Genomic DNA, 22,928 nt, shown 5'->3' with positions numbered 1-22,928 from the left:
CCCATGGCGACGAAGCAGTCGGTCGGCAACGCCCGGGTGCTGATCACCGGCGGTGCCCGTGGGATCGGGGCGGCCACCGCCAAACTGCTCGCCGCCCGCGGTGCCCGGGTGTGGATCGGTGACGTCGACGAGGACACCTGCCTGCAGACCGCCGCTGAACTCGGCGTCCGCGGCGGCCGGCTCGACGTGACCAGTACGGCGTCCTGGCAGGAACTGCTTGCGCGCATCGAGGCGTCTGACGGCCCACTGGACATCCTGATCAACAACGCTGGGGTCATGCCGCTCGGAGCCTTCGACGCCGAGACCGAGCAGGTCCGGGACCTGACCCTGGACGTCAATGTCCGCGGTGTGCTCAACGGCATGAAGGCGGTGCTGCCCGGCATGGTCCGGCGCGGTCGCGGCCACGTCGTCAACGTGGCCTCGATGGCCGGCATGGTTCCGGTGCCGGGCATGGTCACCTACAACGCGAGCAAATTCGCGGTCCTGGGGGCGTCGCTGTCGGCACGGCGCGAGTACGCCGGCACCGGTGTCGCGGTCTCGGCGGTGCTGCCCTCGGCGGTGCGGACCGAACTCACCTCTGGCGCCCCGCTGGGCGGCGGCATGCCCACAGTCGATCCCGGGGACGTAGCTGCGGCGATCGTCGCGGTACTGCGATCCCGTGCCGCTCGCCGGTCGGTGCCCCGCTGGGTGGCTCCCGCGTGGTCGATGACCGCGTTTGTGCCCGAGCGGCTGCAGAGCTTGGCCCGGCGGCTGGTCGATGATCGGCGTGCGTTGACGTCCATCGACACCGCAGCCCGCAGCGCCTACCTCGAGCGGGTGGACCGGCAGGCCCGCGCGCATCAGGTGAGTCAGCCTCATGACCGAGCGTGAGCCCCGCGTCGTCATCATCGGGGCGGGCGTCGCGGGTATCACCACCGCCCACGTGCTGCGTGAGCAGGGCTTCACCGATATCACCGTGCTGGAGAAGGGCTCCGACGTCGGCGGGGTCTGGTACTGGAACCACTACCCGGGTCTGCGGTGCGACGTGCCGTCGCAGATCTACCAGTTCGGGTTCGCGCCGAAGCCCGATTGGCAACATGCTTGGGCCACCGGCGCCGCGATCCAGCGCTACCACCGCGACGTCGTCGACGAGCTCGGGCTGGCGGAGCTGATCCGGCTCGACACCGAGGTGACCGACGCCCGATGGGATGAGCAGCGGCACTGGACTATCACCACCGCCGCCGGTGAGGAGTTGGTCGCCGACTTCCTGATCTGTGCGACCGGCGTGCTGCATCACCCGTTCGTTCCCGAGATCCCCGGGCTGGCCGACTTCGCCGGCCCGGTGGTGCACACCGCCCGTTGGGACGACGAGCTCGACAGCGACGGAAAGCGAATCGCGGTGATCGGCACCGGTTCCACCGGCGTGCAGGTGGTCTCCGCCCTGCAGCCCGATGCCGCAGCGATCGACCACTATGTGCGTTCGGCGCAATGGATCCTGTGGGCGCCCACGTCGCTTCGGCAACTGCCCGGCGTCGCCGCGGTACTGGCACGCTTTCCGAAGTTGCACCGCACGCTCTACCGGTTGATGGCGTTCGGCGGGTCGCGAGTGCTGACCGACGTCACCACCCGTCCCACCTGGCGGCGCCGGGCGGTGCAGGCCTACGCTCGGGCCTGCCTGCGAATCCAGGTGCGCGACAAAACGTTACGGGCCAAACTCGAACCGGACTATGAGCCGTTGTGCAAACGCCAGGTGGTGTCGGGAAGCTATTACCGGGCCATCCGTGCCCACAACGCCGACCTGATCACCGACGGCATCGCCGAAATCACTCCGCAGGGTATTCGCACCACCGACGGCACCCACCGCGACACCGATGTCATCGTGCTGGCAACCGGCTTCCATGCCCACAACTACATGCGCCCCATGCGGTTGCACGGGCGGGACGGGGTCAGCATCGACGACGCCTGGGCGAAGGGTCCGCGCGCCTACCAGATGACCGCGATTCCCGGTTTCCCGAACCTGTTCACGGTGTTGGGCCCCAATTCGCCCACCGGGTCGATCTCCCTGCAGTACACCTCGGAGCTGACCGCGCGTTACATCGCGCAGTGGCTGGCGAGGTTCCGGGCCGGCGAGCTGTCCACCGTGGAGGTCACCGATCAGGCCACGACGCGGTTCAACGACGACGTCGCGATCGCGATGGGCCCGACGGTGTGGAACACCGGCTGTAACTCCTGGTACCTCACCGAGGGCGGCGCGGTGGATCTGTGGCCGTTCGACCGCGCGAGGATGAAGACCATGCTGGGCAGCCCCGATCCGGCGGACTTCCACCTCGGCTGACCCGGCCATCTCGGCTGGTACGGCCGTCAGTCCTCGCCGCGTGCCACCGGCCGGGAGGGTTCCGCACTCCACTGCGACCATGATCCCGGGAACATGGCCGCAGAGCGGCCGCCGGCGGCCAGTGCCGCGACGATCACGGTGGCACTGATCCCAGAACCGCAGTAGGCGCCCACCGCGTCGTCGGAGCCGACACCCCGGTCGGCCAGCAACCGGGCGATCGCGTCGTCGGGCAGGAAGGTTCCGTCGCCGTCCAACAGGGCGGTGAACGGCAGGTTCTTGGCTCCCGGGATGTGACCGGCGGCCGCATCGATCGGCTCCACCTCGGCGCGGAACCGTTCGGGGGCGCGGGCGTCGAGCAATGCCACCGCGCCGGTGCGGGCGCCCTCGCCGGCCTCGTCGGCAGTCAGCGTGGGCCGCAGGCCTTCATAGAGATCCTCGGGCAGCAGGGTGACGTTGCCCGGTTCGGGGGAGACCTCTCCGGTCTGCAATTCGCCGCCGGCCCGAGTCCACGCCGGTAGGCCACCGTCGAGAATACGAACGTTCGCCACTCCGGAGGTGGTCAGCAGCCACCACAACCGCGCGGAAGCGGCCCGATTCCAATCGTCGTAGACCACTACCGGCCGATCACGCCGCACGCCCCATCGCCGGGCGGCGGCTTCCAGATTGCGGCCGGTCGGCAGGGGGTGACGGCCCCGACCGGGCACGGTGTGGTCGGACAACTCGTCTTCGAGCGAGACATACACCGCACCCGGCAGGTGGCCGTGAAGATACGCCTGACGCCCGTCCGGTGCCTCCAGGCTCCAGCGGACGTCGAGAATGGTTACCGGATCACCGGTCCGCAGGAGCTCGCTGAGCTCCGCGGCGGTGATCAGGACCTTTCCGCGCGGGTCCACCGCGGGGGTCCCGCTCAGTAGTTGTTGCAGGAGTTGGCGACCGAAGTGATGGTGCCGACGTACTGCTGAGCCTCCGGCATGCCCTGGACCATGGTGGCCAGTTGCTGGCGCTTGGCCGGCGGAGCGTTCAGGAACATCTGCAGCATGCCCTGCGCGTTCGGGTTGGCGTCGAACTCGGCGGCTGCGGAGGGGTTCTCTGCGACCAGCGCCTGATGAACCTGCGAGTAGTTGCAGGTGGTGTTGATGATCGGGCCGAGGTCGGGGCTCGCAGCTGCGAACCCGGCTCCGGCTGAGAGCGACAGAGCCAGACTGCCCGCTGCGACTGCGAACCTGGTCAACGACAGAGAGGCCATTTTGCGGACGCCTTTCACCAATGCACTTTTACGGGAACTGAAGACCTAGTCAAGACTGGCCAAGCTTAGCCGACCACCGCGCAACTCGCTGAAGTCGCAGCTAGCGGCGATCTGGGGTGCTTACGAGCCGTGGCCGGGCTCGGTGCGCCACCACGGTGTGGGTTGCCGGGCAGCCCAGCCGTTGATGCCCTCCAGCTCAGCGGCCAGCGAGACCAACAGGCCATCGCTGTTGGCCGGCCCCATCAACTGCACTCCTATCGGCAAGCCCTCGGAGGTGAACCCGGCAGGCACGCTGATCGACGGCCACCCCAGCAGGTTCCACGGCCAGGTGACGGGGCAGGCCGCGATCATGGTGCGGTCGGTCTCCCAGCTGCCCAGGTCGTCGAATGTGTTCACCAGTGGTGGCGGCTGGGCAGTGGTGGGCGCCAGGACCACGTCGACGATCCGGAAGATCGAGCCCACCCGACGCTGATCCTGCGCCTCGTGGGCGCGGGCCTTGCGCAACACGGCCTGCGACAGCAGCCGGCCGGTGCGCATGTTGGCCAAGGTCCGCTGGTCCAGGTTGACACCGCCGCCGAGCCTGTTGGCGGCGGCCCACACCCCGGCGGTGGACCGGGACAGGAAATTCCACGACAGCCGCAGCCCGTAATCGGGGTTGCCCGGGAGGACGACGTGCCCGAGCAGCCGCAGCTGCTCGGCGGTGCGTTCCAGCGCGGCCCGGATCTCCGGATCCAGGCGAGCCGGGAACCCGGTGTAGGGGAACTGAGTCGACAGCGCGATACGCAGTTGACCCGGTGCGGTCCGCACATAGTCGGAGACCTTCATCGGCGGCGGTTTGTGCAGGTCCCCGTCGGCGTTGCCGGAGACCGCGTCCAGCACCAGCGCGGCGTCCTCGACGGTGCGGGCCAGTACTCCGTTGACGGTGAGTCCGTTGAACGCCTCCGGCAGCGGCCAGGTGGAGATGCGGCCACGCTGGGGCTTGATGCCGACCAGGTGCGTCCATGCGGCGGGGATACGCACGCTGCCGGCTCCATCGGATCCGATGGCCGCGGCGACCAGACCCGCGGCCACCGCCGCGGCGCTGCCTCCGGACGACCCGCCGGGAGTGTGCCGACGGGACCAGGGATTGCGGGTGTGGCCGAACCCGGGGCCACTGGTGAACGGCCACTGTCCCAGTTCGCAGGTGTTGGTCTTGCCGACGATCACCGCGCCGGCGGCCCGCAGCCGGCGCACCACCTCGGCGTCGTGGCCGGCGGGCTCGACATAGCCGGAGGCGCCGAACGAGGTGGCGACCCCCGCGATGTCGGTGTCGTCTTTGACCGCGATCGGGATGCCCAGCAGCGGGGCGCGGTGCCCGGCGGCCCGACGCCGGTCGGCTTCCGCGGCGCTGACCAGCGCAGACTCGGTGAACACCACCCGGAAGGCGTTCAGGGTGGACTGGCTGGCGTCGATGGCGTGTAGCGCGCGACGCACCAGGTCGACGGAGGTCGCCTCGCCGCTGGCCAGCTGGTAGAGCTGCTCGGTGAGGGTGGGGAAGCGGGTGCCGGACGCCGCGGGCGGGTGGGTCATCGGTGATGAGAGTATCGGCGTGCCGTACGGGTGGGTGTCGTCGAAACACCCCCTCGCGATGCGAAACTGGTCCGATGCGGCTGTACCGGGACCGGGCGGTGGTGCTGCGCCAGCACAAGCTCGGCGAAGCCGACCGGATCGTCACTTTGCTCACCCGCGACCACGGGCTGGTCCGCGCGGTGGCCAAGGGGGTGCGTCGTACCCGCAGCAAGTTCGGTGCCAGGCTGGAGCCGTTCGCCCACATCGACGTTCAGCTGCACCCCGGCCGCAATCTCGACATCGTCACCCAGGTGGTGTCGGTGGATGCCTTCGCCTCCGACATCGTCAGCGACTACGGCCGCTACACCTGCGCCTGCGTGATTTTGGAGACCGCGGAACGTTTGGCCGGTGCCGAGCGAGCCCCGGCGACGGCGTTGCACCGGCTCACCGTTGGGGCGCTGCGCGCGGTGGCCGACGGTCGGCGCCCTCGCGAGCTGGTGCTGGACGCCTATCTGTTGCGTGCCATGTCGGTGGCCGGGTGGGCGCCGGCACTGACCGAGTGCGCCCGTTGCGCCACCCCCGGTCCGCATCGGGCATTTCATGTCGCGGCCGGCGGCAGCGTCTGCGGGCATTGCCGTCCGGCTGGGTCGACCACCCCGCCGATGGGTGTGCTGGATCTGATGGCGGCATTGCATGACGGCGACTGGGAGGTCGCGGAGCTTTCCACGGCGTCGCATCGTAGCCATGCCAGCGGATTGGTGGCCGCCCATCTGCAGTGGCACCTGGAGCGACGGCTTCGGACCCTGCCGCTGGTGGAGCGGGTTCAACCCCGGGCCACCGGCAGCGACGGCTGATCGACCGGCACCTACCTGGGGATTGCGTCCGTTTCGGTGGACTATGCGGGCGTCGGCGGTAGGCTGATGCGACTTCACGATCCCTAGGTTCAATCAGGAAGGCAGGCCGAATGTTTCACGACACCGGGTGGGGGCGCTGGGCGCACAGGACGACACCGGGCTACGGAGCCGGTATGGGTGCGGCGGCCGGAGCGCTACTCGTCGTGGGAATGATCCCGGCGGTGACTTCCTGTGCGCGGGCCGCCGAACCCGCTCCGGTCTCCGGGATTACGGCGCCGTTGCCGGCGAACGGCCCCGGTGCCGATGGTGCTGACGGTGCTGACGGTGCCAACGGAGCTGACGGTGCGCCCGGAGCCGACGGTGCCCCAGGTGCCGGTGGCCTGGGCGGCCAGGGCGGCCAGGGCGGTAAAGGTGGCAAGGGCGGTCAGGGCGGCAAGGGTGGTGCCGGCGGCCAAGGCGGTATGGGCGGGCGCGGCGGGAACGGTGGTGCCGGTGGTGCCGGTGGTGCAGGTGGTGCAGGCGGCCAACCCGGCCTGGGTGGTGCCGGCGGGGCCGGCGGCGCGGCCGGACCCGGTGGAACACCGGGCCAGCCCGGCCAGCCCGGCCAGCCCGGGCAGCCCGGGTAGACCGGCCACGCTCACTGAGCCGGTTCGGCACAACCGTTTCAACCACCGGGCGGCGTGCTTCGATGTGAGCCGCGTCGCACCGGCACAACCAGCCCCGCTAAAGTCTGATCCGATCCGGCGGGGGGCAATTCGACAAGGAGCCACAAAGAAGTGACCGATAATCCACGCGCAGACGTCGTCTCCCGGCAGTACGAGCGGTGGACCTACCCGCCGCCCATCAACGACCTGCAGGCATGGTCGGCCGGAAACTGGGAGTGGTTCGACCCGAGCCACGCGCACCGGGTGCTGTGGCCCGATCGTGAATACCGCCCTGACCTCGACATCCTGATCGCGGGTTGCGGCACCAACCAGGCGGCGGTCTTCGCCTACAACAACCCGCAGGCGCGGGTGGTGGCCGTCGACATCAGTGCGTCGTCATTGGGGCACCAGCAGTACCTCAAGGACAAGCACGGGCTGTGGAACCTGGAGCTGCACCAGCTGCCGATCGAGGAGCTGTCCACGCTCGACCGTGACTTCGACCTGGCGATCTCGACGGGCGTGCTGCACCACATGGCCGACCCGAAGGTTGGCATGAAGGCGATCGCGGACCGCCTGCGGCCCGACGGCGTCGCCGGCATCATGCTCTACGCGCGCTACGGCCGCATCGGCATCGAAATCCTGGAGACGGTCTTCCAGGACCTCGGGCTGGAACAGAACGACGAGTCGATTCAGACCGTCCGTCAGGCCATCCGCCTGCTGTCGCAGGACCACCCGGTCCAGCCGTACCTCAAGATCGCCGGCGACCTGGCCTCGGACTCGGGTCTGGTGGACACGTTCCTGCACGGTCGGGCCAAGAGCTACGACGTCGACGGCTGCATCGACCTGGCCAAGTCGGCCGGCCTGGACTTCCAGGGCTGGCTGCTCAAGGCGCCGTACTACGCCCACGATGTGGCGGTGCCGTCGGCCGGCTTCTACGACAAGGTGAACGCCTTGCCGGAGGAGAAGATCTGGTCGGTGATGGAGCGCATCCACACCCTCAACGCTCGGCACTTCTTCATCGCCACGCGGCCCGAGCGGCCCAAGAGCAGCTACCAGATCGACTTCTCGACGCCCGAGAGCCTCGACTACGTGCCGCTGTTCCGTTGGAAGTGTGGCTTGAACGGCAACGAGATCTTCCGCTCGGGCTGGCGCATGCCGCTGAACCCGGCGCAGCTGCCGTTCGTTCAGAGCATCGACGGTCGTCGCAGCATTCGTCAGATCGCCGCGGACCTGGCGCAGGCCGCCGGCCCGGCGCGCGGCAGTGCGGCGGACCTGGAGAAGTTCGGTCGCAAGTTGTTCCAGTCGCTGTGGCGCCTCGACTTCGTCGCGATCGATCTGAGTGCCGGTTCCCGATCGTCGGCATAGCCGGTAAGCCGCCGCGGCGACCGCATGGTCGCCGCGGGCGGCTCCGGCCCGGTCGGGCAGGATAGGGCGCATGGTGTTGCATCGGGCCAATCGGAAGCCTGCCTTCCCCCAACTGCCCGCGGCACCCGACGACTATCCGGTATTCCCGGACAAGTCCACCTGGCCGGTGGTGTTCCCGCAGCTGCCGTCGCCGCCGGGCGGGGGGCCGTGTCGCCCCCCACAGCACACCTCCAAGGCTGTTGCCCCGCAGATCCCCGCCGAGGCGCTGCCCAACCACGTTGCCGTGGTCATGGACGGCAACGGCCGCTGGGCGACCCAGCGCGGGTTGGGTCGCACCGAGGGGCACAAGATGGGCGAGGCGGTGCTCATCGACATCACCTGCGGTGCGATCGAACTCGGTATCAAATGGCTGACCGTGTACGCGTTCTCCACCGAGAACTGGAAGCGCTCCGCTGAAGAGGTGCGCTTCCTGATGGGCTTCAACCGCGAGGTGGTGCGCCGGCGCCGGGAGAATCTCAACGCGATGGGCGTGCGGATGCGCTGGGTGGGTTCGCGGCCGAAGATGTGGCGCAGCGTGATCAAGGAATTCGAGATCGCCGAAGCCATGACCGTCGGCAACGACGTCATCACCATCAACTACTGCGTCAACTACGGGGGCCGCACCGAGATCGCCGAAGCTGCCCGGGCCATCGCCGAAGAGGCGGTGGCGGGCAAGCTGAACCCGAGCCGGATCAACGAGGCCACCATCGCGCGGCATCTGCACCGGCCCGACATGCCCGATGTGGACCTGCTGATCCGCACCTCGGGGGAGCAGCGGTCATCCAACTTCATGTTGTGGCAGGCCGCCTACGCCGAATACATCTTCCAAGAGAAGCTGTGGCCGGACTACGACCGCCGCGACCTGTGGGAGGCCTGCGAGCAGTACGCTTCTCGGCAGCGCCGGTTCGGCACGGCCTGATGACGGACCTGGCCGATCGCCTCACCGCGGTGCTCGCCGAGGTGGTGACCGTTGACGCCGAGCCGGACGGCGCGCTGACCGTCCGCCATGACGGCACACTGGCGTCGTTGCGGGTGGTGCCGATCGCCGAAGACCTTGAGCTGGTGTCGCTCACCCAGATCCTGGGGTGGGATCTGCCGCTGACCAAGCAGCTGCGTGAGCGCGCCGCCGAGCAGGCGGCCCTCAGTCAGCTCGGGACCGTGACCCTGGTCGAGAAGGCCGCCGAGTCCGCAGATGTGATGCTGCGCTACAACTTTCCCGGATCGGGCTTGACCGACGGCGCGCTTCGCACACTGGTGCTGTTGGTGCTGACCAAGGGCGTCGATATCCGGGACGCGCTGATCGGCTGACGAACTCAGTTCCGGCAGTCGGCGCAGGTGCCGAAGATCTCGATGGTGTGCCCGACGTCGGAGTAGTCGTGCTCGGCGGCGATGCGGGCCGCCCACTCCTCGACCTCGCGGTCGCCCACCTCGACGGTGGCCCCGCAGTCCCGACACACCAGGTGGTGGTGGTGATGCTCCGAGCAGCGCCGGTAGACCGCTTCGCCGGTGTCGGATCGCAGCGTGTCGACCTGTCCGGCGGTGGCCATGGCCTGCAACGTGCGATAGACGGTGGTCAGGCCGATGTTCTCGCCGCGCTCACGCAGCGCGTCGTGCAGTTCCTGGGCCGACCGGAAGTCCTCGACGGTCTCCAGCAACGCCGAGATCGCCGCTCGCTGCCGGGTGGAGCGCACACCGGGGGCGGTCAACGGTCCTCACCGGCATGGGCTACGGCGTCGATGGCGATGTGCGCCAAGTGATGATCGGCCAGCCGGTAGAGCACTTCGCGGCCGGAGCGTTCCCCGGCGACCACCCCGGCGGCCTTGAGGATCTTCAGATGCTGACTGACCAGGGGCTGGGGGACTCCGAGCGCGTCGACGAGTTCATGCACGCAGCGATGCGACTCCTGCAGTTGCAGCACGATCGCGATGCGCACCGGAGCGGCCAGCGCACGCAGCAATTCCCCAGCGGCGTCGAGGATCTCCCGAGGTGGTGTCGCGGGGAAGGCAGGACCGGTGTGTTGGTGGCCGTCGGCCACCAGGCCAGACGCTGAGGAGGGCACAGCACCACCTCCGCACGTGTTGGAAATCGTTTTCAGCTGGCTTCCACTGTTCCATGCGTGATGATGCATGTCAAAGAACTTGGGCGGTATCGATACGATGACTGATGTTTTGCGTGTCGGCGTTGCCGGCGCGGTCCCGTCAAGACAGGAGTGCACCCCCTCGTGGCGTCCATCATCGACACCGTTGCCAACCTGGCCAAGCGACGTGGCCTGGTCTTCCAGTCGGGCGAAATCTACGGCGGCACAAAGTCGGCGTGGGACTACGGCCCACTCGGGGTGGAACTCAAGGAGAACATCAAGCGACAGTGGTGGCGCTCCGTCGTGACCTCCCGCGACGACGTCGTCGGCTTGGACAGTGCGATCATCCTGCCGCGGCAGGTGTGGGTGGCCTCCGGTCACGTCGCGGTGTTCAACGACCCCCTGGTGGAATGCCTCAACTGCCACAAGCGGCACCGGCAGGACCACATGCAGGAAGCGGTGGCGCTGAAGAAGGGCGGCAACCCTGATGACGTGCCGATGAGCGAGATCGCCTGCCCGGACTGCGGTACCAAGGGCGAGTGGACCGAGCCCCGCGACTTCAACATGATGCTCAAGACCTACCTGGGCCCCATCGAATCCGAAGAGGGCCTGCACTACCTGCGGCCCGAAACGGCGCAGGGCATCTTCGTCAACTTCGCCAACGTGGTGACCACGGCACGCCGCAAGCCGCCGTTCGGCATCGGCCAGATCGGCAAGAGCTTCCGCAACGAGATCACCCCGGGCAACTTCATCTTCCGGACCCGCGAGTTCGAGCAGATGGAGATGGAATTCTTCGTCGAGCCGTCCACGGCCAAGGAATGGCACCAGTACTGGATCGACACGCGCCTGCAGTGGTACGTCGACCTGGGTATCAAGCGTGAGAACCTGCGCCTCTACGAACACCCGCTCGAGAAGCTGTCGCACTACTCCGCCGGCACCACCGACATCGAGTACAAATTCGGCTTCACCGGCAACCCGTGGGGTGAGCTGGAAGGCATCGCCAACCGCACCAACTTCGACCTGACCACGCATTCGGAGCATTCCGGGGTGGACTTGTCGTTCTATGACCAGGCATCCGACACCCGCTACGTGCCTTACGTGATCGAACCGGCAGCCGGCCTGACCCGCTCGCTGATGGCCTTCCTGGTGGACTCCTACCACGAGGACGAGGCCCCCAATGCCAAGGGCGGGGTGGACAAGCGCACCGTGCTGCGTCTTGACCCGCGACTGGCCCCGGTCAAGGCCGCCGTGTTGCCGCTGAGCCGCAACGCCGACCTGTCGCCGAAGGCCCGCGACCTGGCCGCTGAGTTGCGCAAGTCCTGGAATGTGGAGTTCGACGACGCCGGGGCCGTCGGCCGGCGCTACCGCCGCCAGGACGAGGTCGGTACCCCGTTCTGCATCACCGTCGACTTCGACTCGCTCGAAGACCACGCTGTCACTGTGCGGGAGCGCGACACGATGTCTCAGGAGCGGGTGGCCATCGATGCGGTCTCCGATTACCTGGCCGTGCGCCTCAAGGGTTGCTGAACGCGTTCAGTCCCCGGCGGGTTCGGGGGCTGGCGGCCAGGCGGGCTTGAGCCAGTCGGTGCGAGCCCGCCAGGACTGCGCGGCCGCGTAGGCGAAAGCCAGGCTGGCCGCGCCCGCGCAGATCCAGGTGGGCAGTGTGAAGGTACTTCCGATCAGAACGCTGATCAGCTGGTAGGACATCGCCGCAACCTTCAAGGCGATCCAGGCCAGGTACTGGTCGGCGGAGGATTTGGAACGTGTATCGTCGCGCAGTGTCAGCAACACCCGGCCGGTGAGCCCGAACAGGTAGAGCGCGAAGACGCAGATCAGTGTCCAGTAGACCGTGAACCATGGGCCACGGGTCGCAAAGACATCCTGATACTGCGGTTGTCCACGGTCGGCTATGAAATACACGATGATCGTCAACGGCAGAACGAATTTCAGCGGCGCCTTGATGTAGCGACGCTCCCAAAGCCTGGCACGATCCTGATCGGTCAGTCGCGTCGTCAGATGCCCGAACATGGTGGCCACCGCGGCGAACATGCACAGCGCAGCAACCAGGCCGGCGACGTTCCAAACCCCGAGCACGCGGTATATGAGTGGGTCGAGCAGCCCCCACCCGACGGGGGACATGAGAAGACCCGCGCCACCGATGAAGATCAGGATGCGCGAAGGATTGGTGTCCCAGCGTGATCCCCAGGTGTGGCGGCGGACCCACAGCGCATACCCGGATGCCGCCAGGGCCGCCGCCACGGCGACGTTGATGAGATCGAACATGGGTGTACCGGAACTCTAGAACCGGCCGCCGCCGCCGAAGAAGCCCCCGCCCGAAGACGAGCCGCCGAACGAGGTGGGACTCCAGCCGCCCCCTCCACCACCACCGAAGCCGCCACCGCCGAAGCCGCCGCCACCGCCGGAGAGGATGTTGCCGATGATGATGCCGCCCAGCATGGCGCCGGTGTCGTTGCCACCGCCGCGGTCGTTGCCGTAACGCCCGTAGTAGGCGCGCTGCGCGTCCTGTACGTCGGCTTTGGCCAGCGACTGCGCCGCGGCGGCCAGGGTGGCCGCGCCGTTGGCCTGGGTGATGGCGCCCGCGACATCGGTGCTGCGCTTGTCTTGGGCGGCGTCGAGGCGGCGCCGTGCCTCGGCCAGCCGGGTGCGCGCTTCCGGGCCGACGCTACCGCGGCGGGTATCGATGTAATCGGACACGGCGCGGATGCGCGACGACGCGGTGAACAGGGCCTGCTCGAGCGTGCGAGCCAACCGTTCAGCGGCGGCGTGTTCCTCGGCGACCGTGTCCAGCAGCTGGTCCAGGTCGGCGTCCGCCTTGAGCAACGCGGTGAAGGCCCCCAGGGGATCTCCGGAGGCGCGGGCGGCGGCGACGGCCTTGACCACGCGATCACGAACAGTGACCAGCTCGGACTTATGCGTGCCCGCCCCGCGCTGCAACAGTGCGGTGGCTTGGGCGATGCCGGCTTCGGCGTCGGCGATGGTCTCGGGCAGTGTGGCGACCGCGTGACGGATGTCGCTTGCGGCATTGTCGACCGCGTCGAGCAGGGCTCGGCCCTGGCCGAGCCCCGACTCGGCGGCCCGAACCGCGTCCACCAGCTCGCTCTGCCCGCCGGTCACCGGGTGGTCGGCCAGGCTGCGGGCCCGGGTGATGTTGCGTTCGGCGAAGGCGGCCCGATCCTGTGCGGTCTTGACGTTGCCGGACACCGTACTGAGCGCGGTGGCGTCGAACTGGGTGTGCAGTTCGACCAGGTGCTGCTCGGAGGCCGGGATGCGCCCGGTCAGCTCGACCAGTTGCTGGGTCAGTGTGTCGAGGCGGTCGCCGGCGTTGAGTACGAGATCTCGCAACTGCTCGAACGCGGCACGCTGGATCTCCAGTTCGCGGTCGGCCTTTGAAGCGGTGACGATCACCCCGGTCAGCAAGTCGCGCTGTTGTGCCGGTGTCTCAGGGATATCGTCGTCGAGCTGCTGGCGCACCGTGAAGGCGTGCTCCATAGCGGCCTTGGCGGAGGAGACGGCCTGCGCGAACGGTCGCACGCGTTCCGTGCCGAATTCTTCGAGGGCCAGCTCCAATTCGTTGGCGCTGGTGCGGACCGCATTGTCGACCTCGACGACTTTCTCGCGCGACAAGGCGTCCAGCGCGAACACCGGCACGTCGGACAGCGCGTTGGGGTCGGTGGGGTCGACCCGCCGGGCCGCCGCCAGTGCCGCGGCGCGGCGGCGGCGACGCAGGTGACGGACCACCAGCAGCAACACCAGGCCGGCGAGCGCCACCGTGGCCAGGGCGATCAGGATCGGTGTCCAGCTCACCTGCGTGGGTGCGGCGGCGGCGTCGAGTCCGGTGGCGGCCGCGGAGGCCGCACCGGCCCAGTCGTTGCGGTGCAGGGCCGGTTCGATCTGGTTGCGCCGCAACGCGTCGACCTTGTCCGAGCTGATCTCGGAGATGGCGTTGGAAACCAGGAAGGCGTAGCTGCGGTCGGCGGTGGCAACAGCGAGCAAGGCGTCGTTGCTGCCGAGATCGCTGAGTCGCGCCGTGCTGCGTCCCCAGTCCTCAGCGGTCTGCCCGGAGAACACCTCGACGTAGACCACCCACAGCCGGATGTGCCGGTCGGCGTAGAGCTTGTCGATCGCGTTCTGCACCTCGGCGCGATCGGACTGCGAGAGCGCCCCGGCGCTGTCGGTGATCAAAGTGGGCAGACGCATCGAAGGCTGCGCCGCAGCGCTTGGGGCTACCAGCAGCACTGCGAGGAGAAACGCCAGGGCGGCAGCGGCCAGCCGGGGAATGCGCATGCCGGTAAATCTATATGTGATCGGGGGGTGATCGACGGAATTCTGCGACCGGCCCACTCGGTTCGCAGCGGTCGGATGCCGAACTTCGGCCCGCGGTGTCATGGTCTCGGGTCGGGTCAAAATAGACTGGCGGCGGTGGCTACCAACTCCTGCGACAGCTACGACGCGCACGACCGCGAACGCATCGTGGCGGAGTCGTCGAAAACCGCCGGCCTGCCCGGAACCGGCGGCCAGCACCGCACTGACTTCGCCCGCGACCGGGCCAGGGTGCTGCACAGTGCTGCCCTGCGCCGGCTGGCCGACAAGACCCAGGTGGTCGGCCCCCGAGACGGCGACACCCCGCGCACCCGCCTGACCCACTCGCTGGAGGTCGCGCAGATCGGGCGGGGGATGGCGATCGGATTGGGCTGCGACCCTGACCTGGTGGACCTGGCCGGCCTGGCTCACGATATCGGCCACCCGCCTTACGGACACAACGGTGAGCAGGCGCTCAACGAAATCGCTGCGAGCTGTGGCGGATTCGAGGGAAACGCGCAGAACTTCCGCATCTTGACCAGTTTGGAGCCCAAGGTCCTGGGTCCGGACGGTGCGAGTGCGGGCCTGAATCTGAGCCGGGCGACGCTGGATGCGGTCACCAAATACCCGTGGTTCCGCCACGCGACAGACGGCTCGGTACGGACCAAGTTCGGCTTCTACGACGACGACCGGGAGGCCGCTGACTGGATGCGCCGCGGCGCACCGGAGGGACGCGTCTGTCTGGAGTCGCAGATCATGGACTGGGCCGACGATGTCGCCTACTCGGTGCATGACGTTGAAGACGGCGTCATCTCCGGCCGGATCGACCTGCGGGTGCTCGCCGACGCCTCGACCGTGGCCGAACTGACGCGTCTGGGCGACCCCCACGGGGTGCACGATCTGGCCGGGGCGGCTCGCCGGCTCACCGAACTGCCGGTGGTGGCCGCTGTGGGTGATTACGACGCGACACTGTCGGCGTCGGTGGCACTCAAACGGCTGACCAGTGAACTGGTCGGGCGCTTCGCCTCCGCGGCGATCACCGCCACCCACGACGCCGCCGGCCCGGGACCGCTGACCCGTTACCAGGCAAACCTGGAAGTGCCTGAACTAGTGCGGGCTGAAGTAGCCGTGCTGAAAACCCTTGCGGTGCAGTTCATCATATCGTCGGACCAGCACCGCAGGATTCAGGCCGCCCAGCGTGAGCAGGTGCACGAGGTCGCGCACCGGCTGCTCGCCACGGCACCGGAGAGCCTGGACCCGATCTTCGTTCCGGCGTTCAACGCCGCGGCTGACGACAATGCACGGCTGCGGGTGGTCGTCGACCAGATCGCGTCATGCACCGAGGGGCGGCTGGAACGCCTCGTCGCGGGCTAGTGACACAGCGGCGGGCCCGCCCCCGCAAGTAGGGGAGCGCCCAGCACCCGGCTTCGCCGTGCGTGCGGCCACCGCGGATGAACTCAGCCGAGCTTGGCGACCTTGTCCATCATCGCCCGCACGACATCGGTGCTGCTGGTCTGCGGGTCACCGGAACCACTGGCGTTCTCGGTTCCGGTGAAGGCGATCAGGACACCGACGATGCAGTTGTCCTGCAGCCCGATCGCGCGGGTGTCCGGCGCCTTAGGGCTCTTGTCCAGCACGATCGATGCGGCCAGGACATCGTCGGTGATCCGCACGTCGGTGATGTGCATCTCGGTGCCGCGGAGGTGCGGCGATCCGGCCGTGTCCGGGTCGGCCGCGTTGACCGGTTGACCGTCGCAGTGCTTCCACTGCTCGGTGAACTTATCGAACAGTTGCCGCGCGTCGTCGGCGGTGGGCAGGGCGACCACGGCCTCCTTGACGAACATCACCCGGGTGTCGAGCGGCTTGAAGCCGTCGTGAGCGGGCTCGGGGTCGATCCAGGTCTCACGCGCGTAGCTCTGGACGGGGGCCGAGGCATACACGCTTCGCTGCGCGACGTCGAGGACTCCCACGCAGTCGCCGGGGGTTGCTGAGTCGTCCATCGCCTCCAGGCCGCCGTAGGACGGCGGGCCGGTGACAGTGGTGAAGGGCTGGTCCAGCATTGCGGTCAACTCGGTGCCGTTGAGCAGCACCTGCTTGACGGTCTCGCCGGTGACGCCGGCCGCACTACGCGACCGGTCGGGCAGCACCAGCCAGGTCGTCACCGCGGCCGCGGCGAGCACGGCGACGGCGACAAGGGTCAGCAACCAGACCCGTTTCGAGTTCATTCACGCCCCTGACGCAGCAGTTGACCCGTCATTAAAACATGGGCGGTTCCGGTACCGAGGGCTGGGCAGATGGCGGCGATCCGCTTCGCCCGGCTCCGCCGTGCACGCGATCGCGGTGGTGCAGATGGCGGCGCGCTCTACACTGACCCCGTGCCAGGCCGCATCTCCGATCGCGACATCGCCGCTATCCGCGAACGTGTCCGAATCGAGGACGTGGTCGGTGACTACGTGCAGCTCAGACGCGCCGGCGCCGACTCGCTCAAGGGCTTGTGCCCGTTTCACAACGAGAAGTCGCCGTCGTTTCACGTCCGGCCCAACCACGGCCTGTTCCACTGCTTCGGCTGCGGGGAAGGCGGCGACGTCTACGCCTTCGTGCAGAAGATCGAGCACGCCAGTTTCGTCGAGGCGGTCGAGCTGCTGGCCGACCGGGTCGGCCACACCATCACCTACACCGGCGCGTCGGCGACCAACATCCAGCGCGAGCGCGGCGGCCGCAGCCGGCTGATCGCCGCCAATGCGGCGGCTGCCGAGTTCTACGCGGCGGCGCTGAGCACCCCTGAGGCCGCACCGGCGCGCAAGTATCTTACCGAGCGAAACTTTGATGCCGCCGCCGCCGAGCGGTTCGGGTGCGGTTTCGCCCCATCCGGGTGGGACGGCCTGACCAAACATCTGCTGCGCAAGGGTTTCGAGTTCAAGGAGCTGGAGGCCGCCGGGCTGTCCCGCGAAGGGCGTCGCGGCCCGATGGACCGGTTCCACCGCCGGCTGCTGTGGCCGATCCGTTCGTCGGCGGGGGAGGTGATCGGGTTCGGTGCGCGCCGGTTGTTCGACGACGACCCGATGGAGGCCAAGTACGTCAACACCCCCGAAACCACGCTGTACAAGAAGTCCAACGTGCTGTTCGGCCTGGACCTGGCCAAACGAGACATCGCCCGCGGACACCAGGCGATCGTCGTCGAGGGCTACACCGATGTGATGGCAATGCATCTGGCAGGCGTCACCACCGCGGTCGCCTCGTGCGGTACCGCCTTCGGCGATGAGCACCTGGCGATGCTGCGCCGACTGATGATGGACGACAAGTTCTTTCGAGGTGAACTGATCTACGTCTTCGACGGCGATGCGGCGGGCCGTGCCGCCGCGGTCAAGGCGCTCGAGGGTGAGCAGCAGCTGGCCGGACAGTCATTCGTCGCGGTCGCCGCCGACGGCATGGATCCGTGTGATCTGCGCCTGGCACACGGCGACGAAGCGCTGCGCGACCTGGTGGCACGCCGCACCCCGCTGTTCGAGTTCGCGGTGCGCACCGCGCTCGCGGAGATGGACCTGGAGACAGCCGAGGGCCGGGTCGCTGCGCTGCGCCGTTGCGTGCCGATGGTCGCTGCGATCAAGGACCCGACGCTGCGCGACGAATACGCGCGCCAGCTGGCCGGCTGGGTGGGCTGGGACGACGTCGCGCAGGTGATCGGCCGGGTGCGTGCGCGGGCCAAGAACGAGGCCAAGGGCGATGCCAAAAGCAGCGGGCCGGCTCGGGACCGTCCGGCGTCTCCCGCGGCCGCCGGCCCGGCCGAAAAGCCGGCGGTCGCCCGACCGAACCCGACCGATCCGACGTTGTGGCCGCAGCGTGAGGCGCTCAAAGCGGCTCTGCAGTACCCGGCGCTGGCCGGGCCGGTGTTCGACACCTTGACGGTGGAGAGCTTTACCCACCCCGGCTATGCCGCGGTGCGCTCGGCGATCGATGCGGCCGGGGGGACGGCGGGAGTGGCCGGCACCGGCGGCGCGCAGTGGATCGAGACCGTGCGCGAGCAGACGCCTTCGTCGCTGACCACCGCGCTGATCCACGAGTTGAGCGTGGAGGCCATCCGCGTCGATGAGGACAAGCTGCCGCGCTATATCGGCGGCGTGCTGGCCCGCCTCCAGGAGGTGTGGGTGGGCCGCCAGATCGCCGAGGTCAAGTCCAAACTGCAGCGCATGTCTCCGGTGGAGCACAGCGACGAATACCACGCGCTCTTCGGCGATCTGGTGGCCATGGAGGCCTACCGGCGAAGCCTGCTGGAACAGGCCAGCGGCGACGATCTGACCGCCTGAGGTCGCGGAGCTCACCGCCGCGGGTTGTCGTCGTCTGGCTCCTCCGGCCGCACCACGGTGATGCCGTCCTCGAGTTCGGTCAGCGTCACCATCGTCGGATCGGGATGGATCCGGTCGGCGATGCTGCGCCGTCCTTTGTCGATCAGCGCCTTGGCGACCGGGCTGCTCGTCACCGCGTGATAGGTGCTGACAATCTGCTCGTAGCGGCGGCGGCCGGCTTTGGTGCCCATCACGTAGCCGACCCCCATCACCACGACATACCCGATCAATGCGGCCCCTTAAAACAGTCGATGCAGTGCTTCCATCCTGCCTCACGCGGTGCGACGGGGGCCGGGTGCGACCCCCGTTGCACCGCGGTGGTTTCGGTATGCGCTAGAGTCTTGCAAGTCCGCGAGGACAGCAATCCCCTGTAGCTCAATTGGCAGAGCATTCGGCTGTTAACCGGAGGGTTGGTGGTTCGAGTCCACCCGGGGGAGCCACGTTTGAGGCCGGCGGCGTTTAGTCCAGCCGGGGAATCGCCGACGGACCCGCCTGCGAAGGCGGCTGCTGCGGTGCGAACATCGCCGGCGCCTGCTGTGGCTGTCCCTGCTGCTTGGCGGCACGGGCCTGGGCGAGCGCGTTGACCAGCGGATTGTTGGCCATCATCTCGCGACGCTCTTCTTCGCTGAGCTCGTAGATCGCCCACGCGCCCCAGGCGGCCGGCCGCACGTACACGGTGACCTGCTGGCGGCCGTTGTTGAAGACGGCGGGAACTGCCACGGCCCGGTCGGTGGCCGCGAAGGTGGCCATCTCCTCGGTGATCCGCTCGAGATCAGCGGTTTCGTGCAGCTCATAGGTGGGCGCTTGCACGCCCTTGGTGGGGGTGGCATTCAGGGCGAGGAACCACGCCATGAGAGGTACTCCTTTGTTCGGTCTGGGGTCCAGACAGCCTATAAAGACGGCTACCCGGTGGACGCACCGGCGGGCGGTACCGACAGGTGTTCGGGGTGCAGCATCTCGGCGTACCGCAATTCTTCGGGGATGCCGAACCCGTCGATCAGAGTCTGGGCGTGCGGGCGCAATTTCCGGCACCGGTCATTGATGCCGCGGGTGACGGCCTTGGCTCGATCGGTGGACAGATACCGGTGCTCGATGAACCAGGCTTTGTCGTCCTCGATGACGCTGAGCGCGTAGAGGTCGCACACCAGCTCCAGCAGTTCGCGGGCGTCGGGATCCGGGCAGGAGTCGATCCCGGCGACGAACGCCTCCAGCACGACGCGGTCGATGTGCGCGGTGGCCGCATGCAGCAGGTGGTCCTGGACCGCGTTGAAGGCATCGAAGTCGCTCATTTCCTGGGCCTTGCCTCTGAGCCGCCGTGCCACCGAGGTCAGCAGATATTCCTCGCGGTCTTCGAACATGTGCACCTGCGTGCCGCGGTTGAACAGGCTGCCCTCCTCCTCGCTGTCCTGCCGGGCGTCCACGATGGTCTGGATGATCGTCTCGGCGGCAGTGCGTTTGAGCACCCGATCCCCGACAGTCTCAGCCGCGAATCGCACCCACCCGACTGGGCTCATGTCGGCGATGTCGTCGGCGTAGGTGGTCAGCAGCTGCTTGGCCACCAGTTGCGTCAGCACGTGGTTGTCGCCCTCGAAGGTGGTGAACACATCAACGTCCGCGCGCAGTGCGATCAGCCGGTTCTCGGCCATGTAGCCGGCGCCGCCGCAGGCCTCGCGCGCCTCCTGGATGGCCCGGGACGCGTGCCAGGTGTTGGCGGCCTTGAGCCCGGCTGCTCGTGCCTCCAGTTCGCGTTGTTCTTCGGCGTCGGGTTCGTCGGCGGTCTGCAGATCATGGCAGCGACCCACCAGCTCGTTCTGGGCGAACTGCAGGGCATAGGAGCGGGCAATCAGCGGGAACAGGCGGCGCTGGTGAACCAGGTAATCGATGATGAGCACCTCGTGTTCGATCCCGTCGTCGCTTGGGGCGCTGAACTGCCTGCGCTGCAACGCATATCGGGTAGCGATGTCCAGGGCGACCCGGGCGGCGGCGCCTGCGCTTCCGCCCACCGAGACCCGCCCTCGGATCAGGGTGCCGATCATGGTGAAGAACCGCCGGCCGTCGCTCTCAATCGATGACCGATAACTGCCGTCCGGTTCGACATCGGCATAGCGATTCAGCAGGTTCTCCCGGGGCACCCGAACATGGTCGAAGACGATGCGTCCGTTGTCCACCCCCGGTAGACCGCCCTTGTAGTGGCAGTCCGAGGTGACCACACCGGGCAGATCGTTGCCCTGCGCGTCGCGGATCGGCACCAGGAAGCAATGCACGCCGTGGCATTCGCCACCGGTGATGAGCTGGGCGAAAACCGCCGCAACGGTGGCGGTTTCGGCGGCTCCACCGATGTAGTCCTTGCGTGCCGATCCCGTGGCGGAGTCGATCACAAATTCTTGGGAGGCCGGGTCGTAGGTGGCGGTGGTCTCCAGCGACTGCACGTCGCTGCCGTGGCCGGTCTCGGTCATCGCAAAACAACCGAGCAGGTCGAGGTCGATGATCTTCTCGACGTAGGCGCGGTGGTGTCGTTCGGTGCCCAGGTTCTCCACTGCGCCGCCGAACAGCCCCCATTGGACCCCGGCCTTGACCATCAGCGACAGATCCGACATCGCCAACATCTCGATCATGGTGATCGCCGCGCCGACGTCGCCGGTGCCGCCGTGTTCCTTGCGGAAACTGTCCGCCGCCACGCCGGAGCCGGCCATGATCCGGAGTTGTTCGGCGACCTTGGCGCGGGCGATAGCCGTGTTCGGTGTGTAGTGCGGACGAAACTTCTCATCGCACAGAGTGGCCCGGACCTGGTTTTTCACCGTCCGCCAGCGGCCGTCCAAAGTGTCGCGCAGGGCATCGGAAGTGGTCACCTCATGCACCGTATCCAGGTGAGGCCGCCGGTAAACCGCGTTTTAGATTACCGAGGTGCGTAGGACGTGGAGCCGGTTACCGGCGCTGTGCGGTGCGCTGCTGACCGTTGGTGCTGCACTTGCGGGTTGCACGCCGTGCGAGAACCCCACGACGACCGCCGGACTGCAGTATCTGGGCCAGGCACTACTGGCACCGAACACCAGGTTCGCCGGCACTGTCGTGGGTGGCCTGTCCGGAATCAGCTACGACCCGGGCCGTGATTGCTACTACGTGATCAGCGATGACCGCTCGGCCAACGGCCCCGCCCGCTTTTATACGGTGCGGCTCACGGTGTCCGACCGCGGCGTCGACGGGCTGGCGGTCAGTGCCATGAACCCGCTGCTGGACTCCGACGGGCGTCCGTTCGAGCCCCAGGCCTTCGATGCGACGCCGCCCGTCATACCGCCGGACCCCGAAGGCATCGCCTTCGATGCCGGCCGCCAACGGTTGTATTGGTCCTCAGAGGGGGAGCGGCGCACCGACGGCCCACGCGGTGCGGTGTTGGCCGACCCGTGGGTGCGTATCGCCGGGCTGGACGGTAGCTACCTCGGCCGGTTTACCCTGCCGACGCAGCTGGCGATGTCGGCGCAGCCCACCGGGCCGCGCCGCAACACCACTCTCGAGGGCCTGACGGTGACCGACGACGGACGGATGCTGTTCGCCGCAATGGAGGGCCCGGGGTATGACGACGGCCCGCTGCCGGATCGCGACCGGGGTGCGCTGACTCGCATCACCGCCTACCGCCTCGACGCCGACGCTCCGGTCGCGCAGTACGCCTATCCGCTGGAGCCTGCGGCCGTCCCGGCCAAAACCAACGGCCTCACTGATCTGGTGGCACTGTCGGACACCGCGTTCTTGGTGATCGAGCGTGCGTTCAGTGACCGCCCGACGGTACGCCTGTTTCGCGCCGAGATCGCCGATGCAACCGATGTGCTCGGTATGCCGGCGCTCGCGGCTGCAGCCGTGACTCCGATGACCAAGACGTTGGTGGCCGACTTGTCCACCACACCCGGGCTGGATCCGCTGGACAACATCGAGGGGTTGACGCTCGGCCCACGGCTGCCCGATGGCCGGCAGACCGTGGTGCTGGTCAGTGACGACAACTTCTCACCGCGTCAGGTAACCCAGTTCGTCGCCTTCGCGATACCCGCCGGCTAGCCAGACAACGGTGATCGCCGGTGCGACAGCCTCGACAGACCGAATGCAATCTGGCACCACGGAATTGGCGTTTTTCAGAATGCCAGCAAAGCTGAATGACGATTTACAGTATAGAAATGAGTCAACTTCGT

22 protein-coding genes and 1 tRNA gene are annotated in these 22,928 nt (G+C 67.9%); 12 read left to right on the top strand and 11 right to left on the bottom strand.

The window, feature by feature from the left end; genetic code table 11:
• Window positions 1-3: 3 nt before the first annotated feature.
• On the top strand, window positions 4-870 hold the full coding sequence (locus tag N416_RS0103140) for an SDR family oxidoreductase (RefSeq protein ID WP_024440678.1): 867 nt from the start codon (window positions 4-6) through the stop codon (window positions 868-870).
• Window positions 857-2,314, top strand: coding sequence for an NAD(P)/FAD-dependent oxidoreductase (locus N416_RS0103135; RefSeq protein WP_024440677.1), 1,458 nt, complete (start codon window positions 857-859; stop codon window positions 2,312-2,314). The genes N416_RS0103140 and N416_RS0103135 overlap by 14 nt, the downstream gene beginning before the upstream one ends.
• 26 nt (window positions 2,315-2,340) lie before the next feature.
• Here N416_RS0103135 and N416_RS0103130 read toward each other — a convergent pair whose 3' ends face one another.
• The 3 genes from N416_RS0103130 to N416_RS0103120 all read right to left on the bottom strand — a co-directional run bounded on the left by N416_RS0103130 (window position 2,341) and on the right by N416_RS0103120 (window position 5,129).
• On the bottom strand, window positions 2,341-3,207 hold the full coding sequence (locus N416_RS0103130; protein ID WP_024440676.1) for a sulfurtransferase: 867 nt from the start codon (window positions 3,205-3,207) through the stop codon (window positions 2,341-2,343).
• Window positions 3,208-3,221: 14 nt separating this feature from the next.
• Window positions 3,222-3,560, bottom strand: coding sequence for a hemophore-related protein (locus N416_RS0103125; protein ID WP_024440675.1), 339 nt, complete (start codon window positions 3,558-3,560; stop codon window positions 3,222-3,224).
• A gap of 120 nt (window positions 3,561-3,680) precedes the next feature.
• A complete protein-coding gene (locus tag N416_RS0103120) occupies window positions 3,681-5,129 on the bottom strand; it encodes an amidase (protein ID WP_125079285.1) in 1,449 nt (482 codons plus the stop codon).
• 74 nt (window positions 5,130-5,203) lie between these two features.
• Between N416_RS0103120 and recO the strand changes: the two genes are divergently transcribed.
• The 5 genes from recO to N416_RS0103095 all read left to right on the top strand — a co-directional run bounded on the left by recO (window position 5,204) and on the right by N416_RS0103095 (window position 9,318).
• Window positions 5,204-5,962, top strand: coding sequence for a DNA repair protein RecO (gene recO, locus N416_RS0103115; RefSeq protein WP_024440673.1), 759 nt, complete (start codon window positions 5,204-5,206; stop codon window positions 5,960-5,962).
• A 110-nt stretch (window positions 5,963-6,072) separates the two neighbouring features.
• A complete protein-coding gene (locus tag N416_RS23445; RefSeq protein WP_196805091.1) occupies window positions 6,073-6,588 on the top strand; it encodes a hypothetical protein in 516 nt (171 codons plus the stop codon).
• A gap of 150 nt (window positions 6,589-6,738) precedes the next feature.
• The gene (locus N416_RS0103105) at window positions 6,739-7,971 is read left to right on the top strand and encodes a bifunctional 2-polyprenyl-6-hydroxyphenol methylase/3-demethylubiquinol 3-O-methyltransferase UbiG (RefSeq protein WP_024440671.1); all 1,233 of its coding nucleotides are present in this window, start codon (window positions 6,739-6,741) and stop codon (window positions 7,969-7,971) included.
• A gap of 70 nt (window positions 7,972-8,041) precedes the next feature.
• A complete protein-coding gene (locus tag N416_RS0103100; protein ID WP_024440670.1) occupies window positions 8,042-8,929 on the top strand; it encodes a decaprenyl diphosphate synthase in 888 nt (295 codons plus the stop codon).
• Window positions 8,929-9,318 carry a hypothetical protein gene (locus tag N416_RS0103095; RefSeq protein WP_024440669.1) on the top strand — a complete coding sequence of 130 codons (390 nt, stop codon included), beginning with the start codon at window positions 8,929-8,931 and terminating at the stop codon, window positions 9,316-9,318. The genes N416_RS0103100 and N416_RS0103095 overlap by 1 nt, the downstream gene beginning before the upstream one ends.
• Window positions 9,319-9,323: 5 nt before the next feature.
• On the opposite strand, the gene N416_RS0103090 is transcribed toward N416_RS0103095, so the two are convergent.
• Together N416_RS0103090 and N416_RS0103085 are read right to left on the bottom strand one after the other, a co-directional pair.
• Window positions 9,324-9,716 carry a Fur family transcriptional regulator gene (locus tag N416_RS0103090; RefSeq protein ID WP_024440668.1) on the bottom strand — a complete coding sequence of 131 codons (393 nt, stop codon included), beginning with the start codon at window positions 9,714-9,716 and terminating at the stop codon, window positions 9,324-9,326.
• Window positions 9,713-10,069, bottom strand: coding sequence for a helix-turn-helix transcriptional regulator (locus N416_RS0103085; RefSeq protein ID WP_046300149.1), 357 nt, complete (start codon window positions 10,067-10,069; stop codon window positions 9,713-9,715). The genes N416_RS0103090 and N416_RS0103085 overlap by 4 nt, the downstream gene beginning before the upstream one ends.
• A gap of 150 nt (window positions 10,070-10,219) precedes the next feature.
• Here N416_RS0103085 and N416_RS0103080 point away from each other — a divergent pair, with 150 nt between their 5' ends.
• Window positions 10,220-11,614, top strand: coding sequence for a glycine--tRNA ligase (locus tag N416_RS0103080; protein ID WP_196805090.1), 1,395 nt, complete (start codon window positions 10,220-10,222; stop codon window positions 11,612-11,614).
• Window positions 11,615-11,620: 6 nt separating this feature from the next.
• On the opposite strand, the gene N416_RS21250 is transcribed toward N416_RS0103080, so the two are convergent.
• Complete coding sequence (locus tag N416_RS21250) at window positions 11,621-12,370, bottom strand: hypothetical protein (protein ID WP_024440665.1); 750 nt, start codon at window positions 12,368-12,370, stop codon at window positions 11,621-11,623.
• Window positions 12,371-12,385: 15 nt separating this feature from the next.
• Window positions 12,386-14,392 (bottom strand): TPM domain-containing protein, encoded by a 2,007-nt coding sequence (locus N416_RS0103070; RefSeq protein WP_024440664.1) that lies wholly within the window; start codon window positions 14,390-14,392, stop codon window positions 12,386-12,388.
• Window positions 14,393-14,527: 135 nt separating this feature from the next.
• On the opposite strand from N416_RS0103070, the gene N416_RS0103065 reads away from it, so the two are divergent.
• The gene (locus N416_RS0103065) at window positions 14,528-15,781 is read left to right on the top strand and encodes a deoxyguanosinetriphosphate triphosphohydrolase (RefSeq protein WP_024440663.1); all 1,254 of its coding nucleotides are present in this window, start codon (window positions 14,528-14,530) and stop codon (window positions 15,779-15,781) included.
• Between the two features lie 83 nt (window positions 15,782-15,864).
• Here N416_RS0103065 and N416_RS0103060 read toward each other — a convergent pair whose 3' ends face one another.
• Window positions 15,865-16,632 (bottom strand): sensor domain-containing protein, encoded by a 768-nt coding sequence (locus tag N416_RS0103060; RefSeq protein ID WP_024440662.1) that lies wholly within the window; start codon window positions 16,630-16,632, stop codon window positions 15,865-15,867.
• 150 nt (window positions 16,633-16,782) lie between these two features.
• On the opposite strand from N416_RS0103060, the gene dnaG reads away from it, so the two are divergent.
• Entirely contained in the window at window positions 16,783-18,711 is a 1,929-nt protein-coding gene (gene dnaG / locus N416_RS0103055) for a DNA primase (RefSeq protein WP_024440661.1), read from the top strand.
• Window positions 18,712-18,722: 11 nt separating this feature from the next.
• On the opposite strand, the gene N416_RS0103050 is transcribed toward dnaG, so the two are convergent.
• Window positions 18,723-18,980, bottom strand: coding sequence for a hypothetical protein (locus N416_RS0103050; protein WP_024440660.1), 258 nt, complete (start codon window positions 18,978-18,980; stop codon window positions 18,723-18,725).
• A 134-nt stretch (window positions 18,981-19,114) separates the two neighbouring features.
• Between N416_RS0103050 and N416_RS0103045 the strand changes: the two genes are divergently transcribed.
• Window positions 19,115-19,190 (top strand) — tRNA-Asn (locus N416_RS0103045).
• A 19-nt stretch (window positions 19,191-19,209) separates the two neighbouring features.
• Here the strand turns inward: N416_RS0103045 and N416_RS0103040 are convergent.
• Window positions 19,210-19,602, bottom strand: a complete 393-nt coding sequence (locus N416_RS0103040) for a hypothetical protein (protein WP_024440659.1) — start codon at window positions 19,600-19,602, stop codon at window positions 19,210-19,212.
• 50 nt (window positions 19,603-19,652) lie between these two features.
• Window positions 19,653-21,599: an acyl-CoA dehydrogenase gene (locus N416_RS0103035; RefSeq protein ID WP_024440658.1), complete on the bottom strand. Its 1,947-nt coding sequence runs from the start codon at window positions 21,597-21,599 to the stop codon at window positions 19,653-19,655.
• A gap of 55 nt (window positions 21,600-21,654) precedes the next feature.
• On the opposite strand from N416_RS0103035, the gene N416_RS0103030 reads away from it, so the two are divergent.
• Window positions 21,655-22,797, top strand: coding sequence for an esterase-like activity of phytase family protein (locus tag N416_RS0103030; protein WP_024440657.1), 1,143 nt, complete (start codon window positions 21,655-21,657; stop codon window positions 22,795-22,797).
• The last annotated feature ends 131 nt before the right edge of the window (window positions 22,798-22,928 follow it).

It is taken from the genome of Mycobacterium sp. UM_WGJ, from assembly GCF_000455125.1.
GTDB lineage: Bacteria > Actinomycetota > Actinomycetes > Mycobacteriales > Mycobacteriaceae > Mycobacterium.
This window is presented reverse-complemented; position numbering and strand designations above follow the sequence as displayed.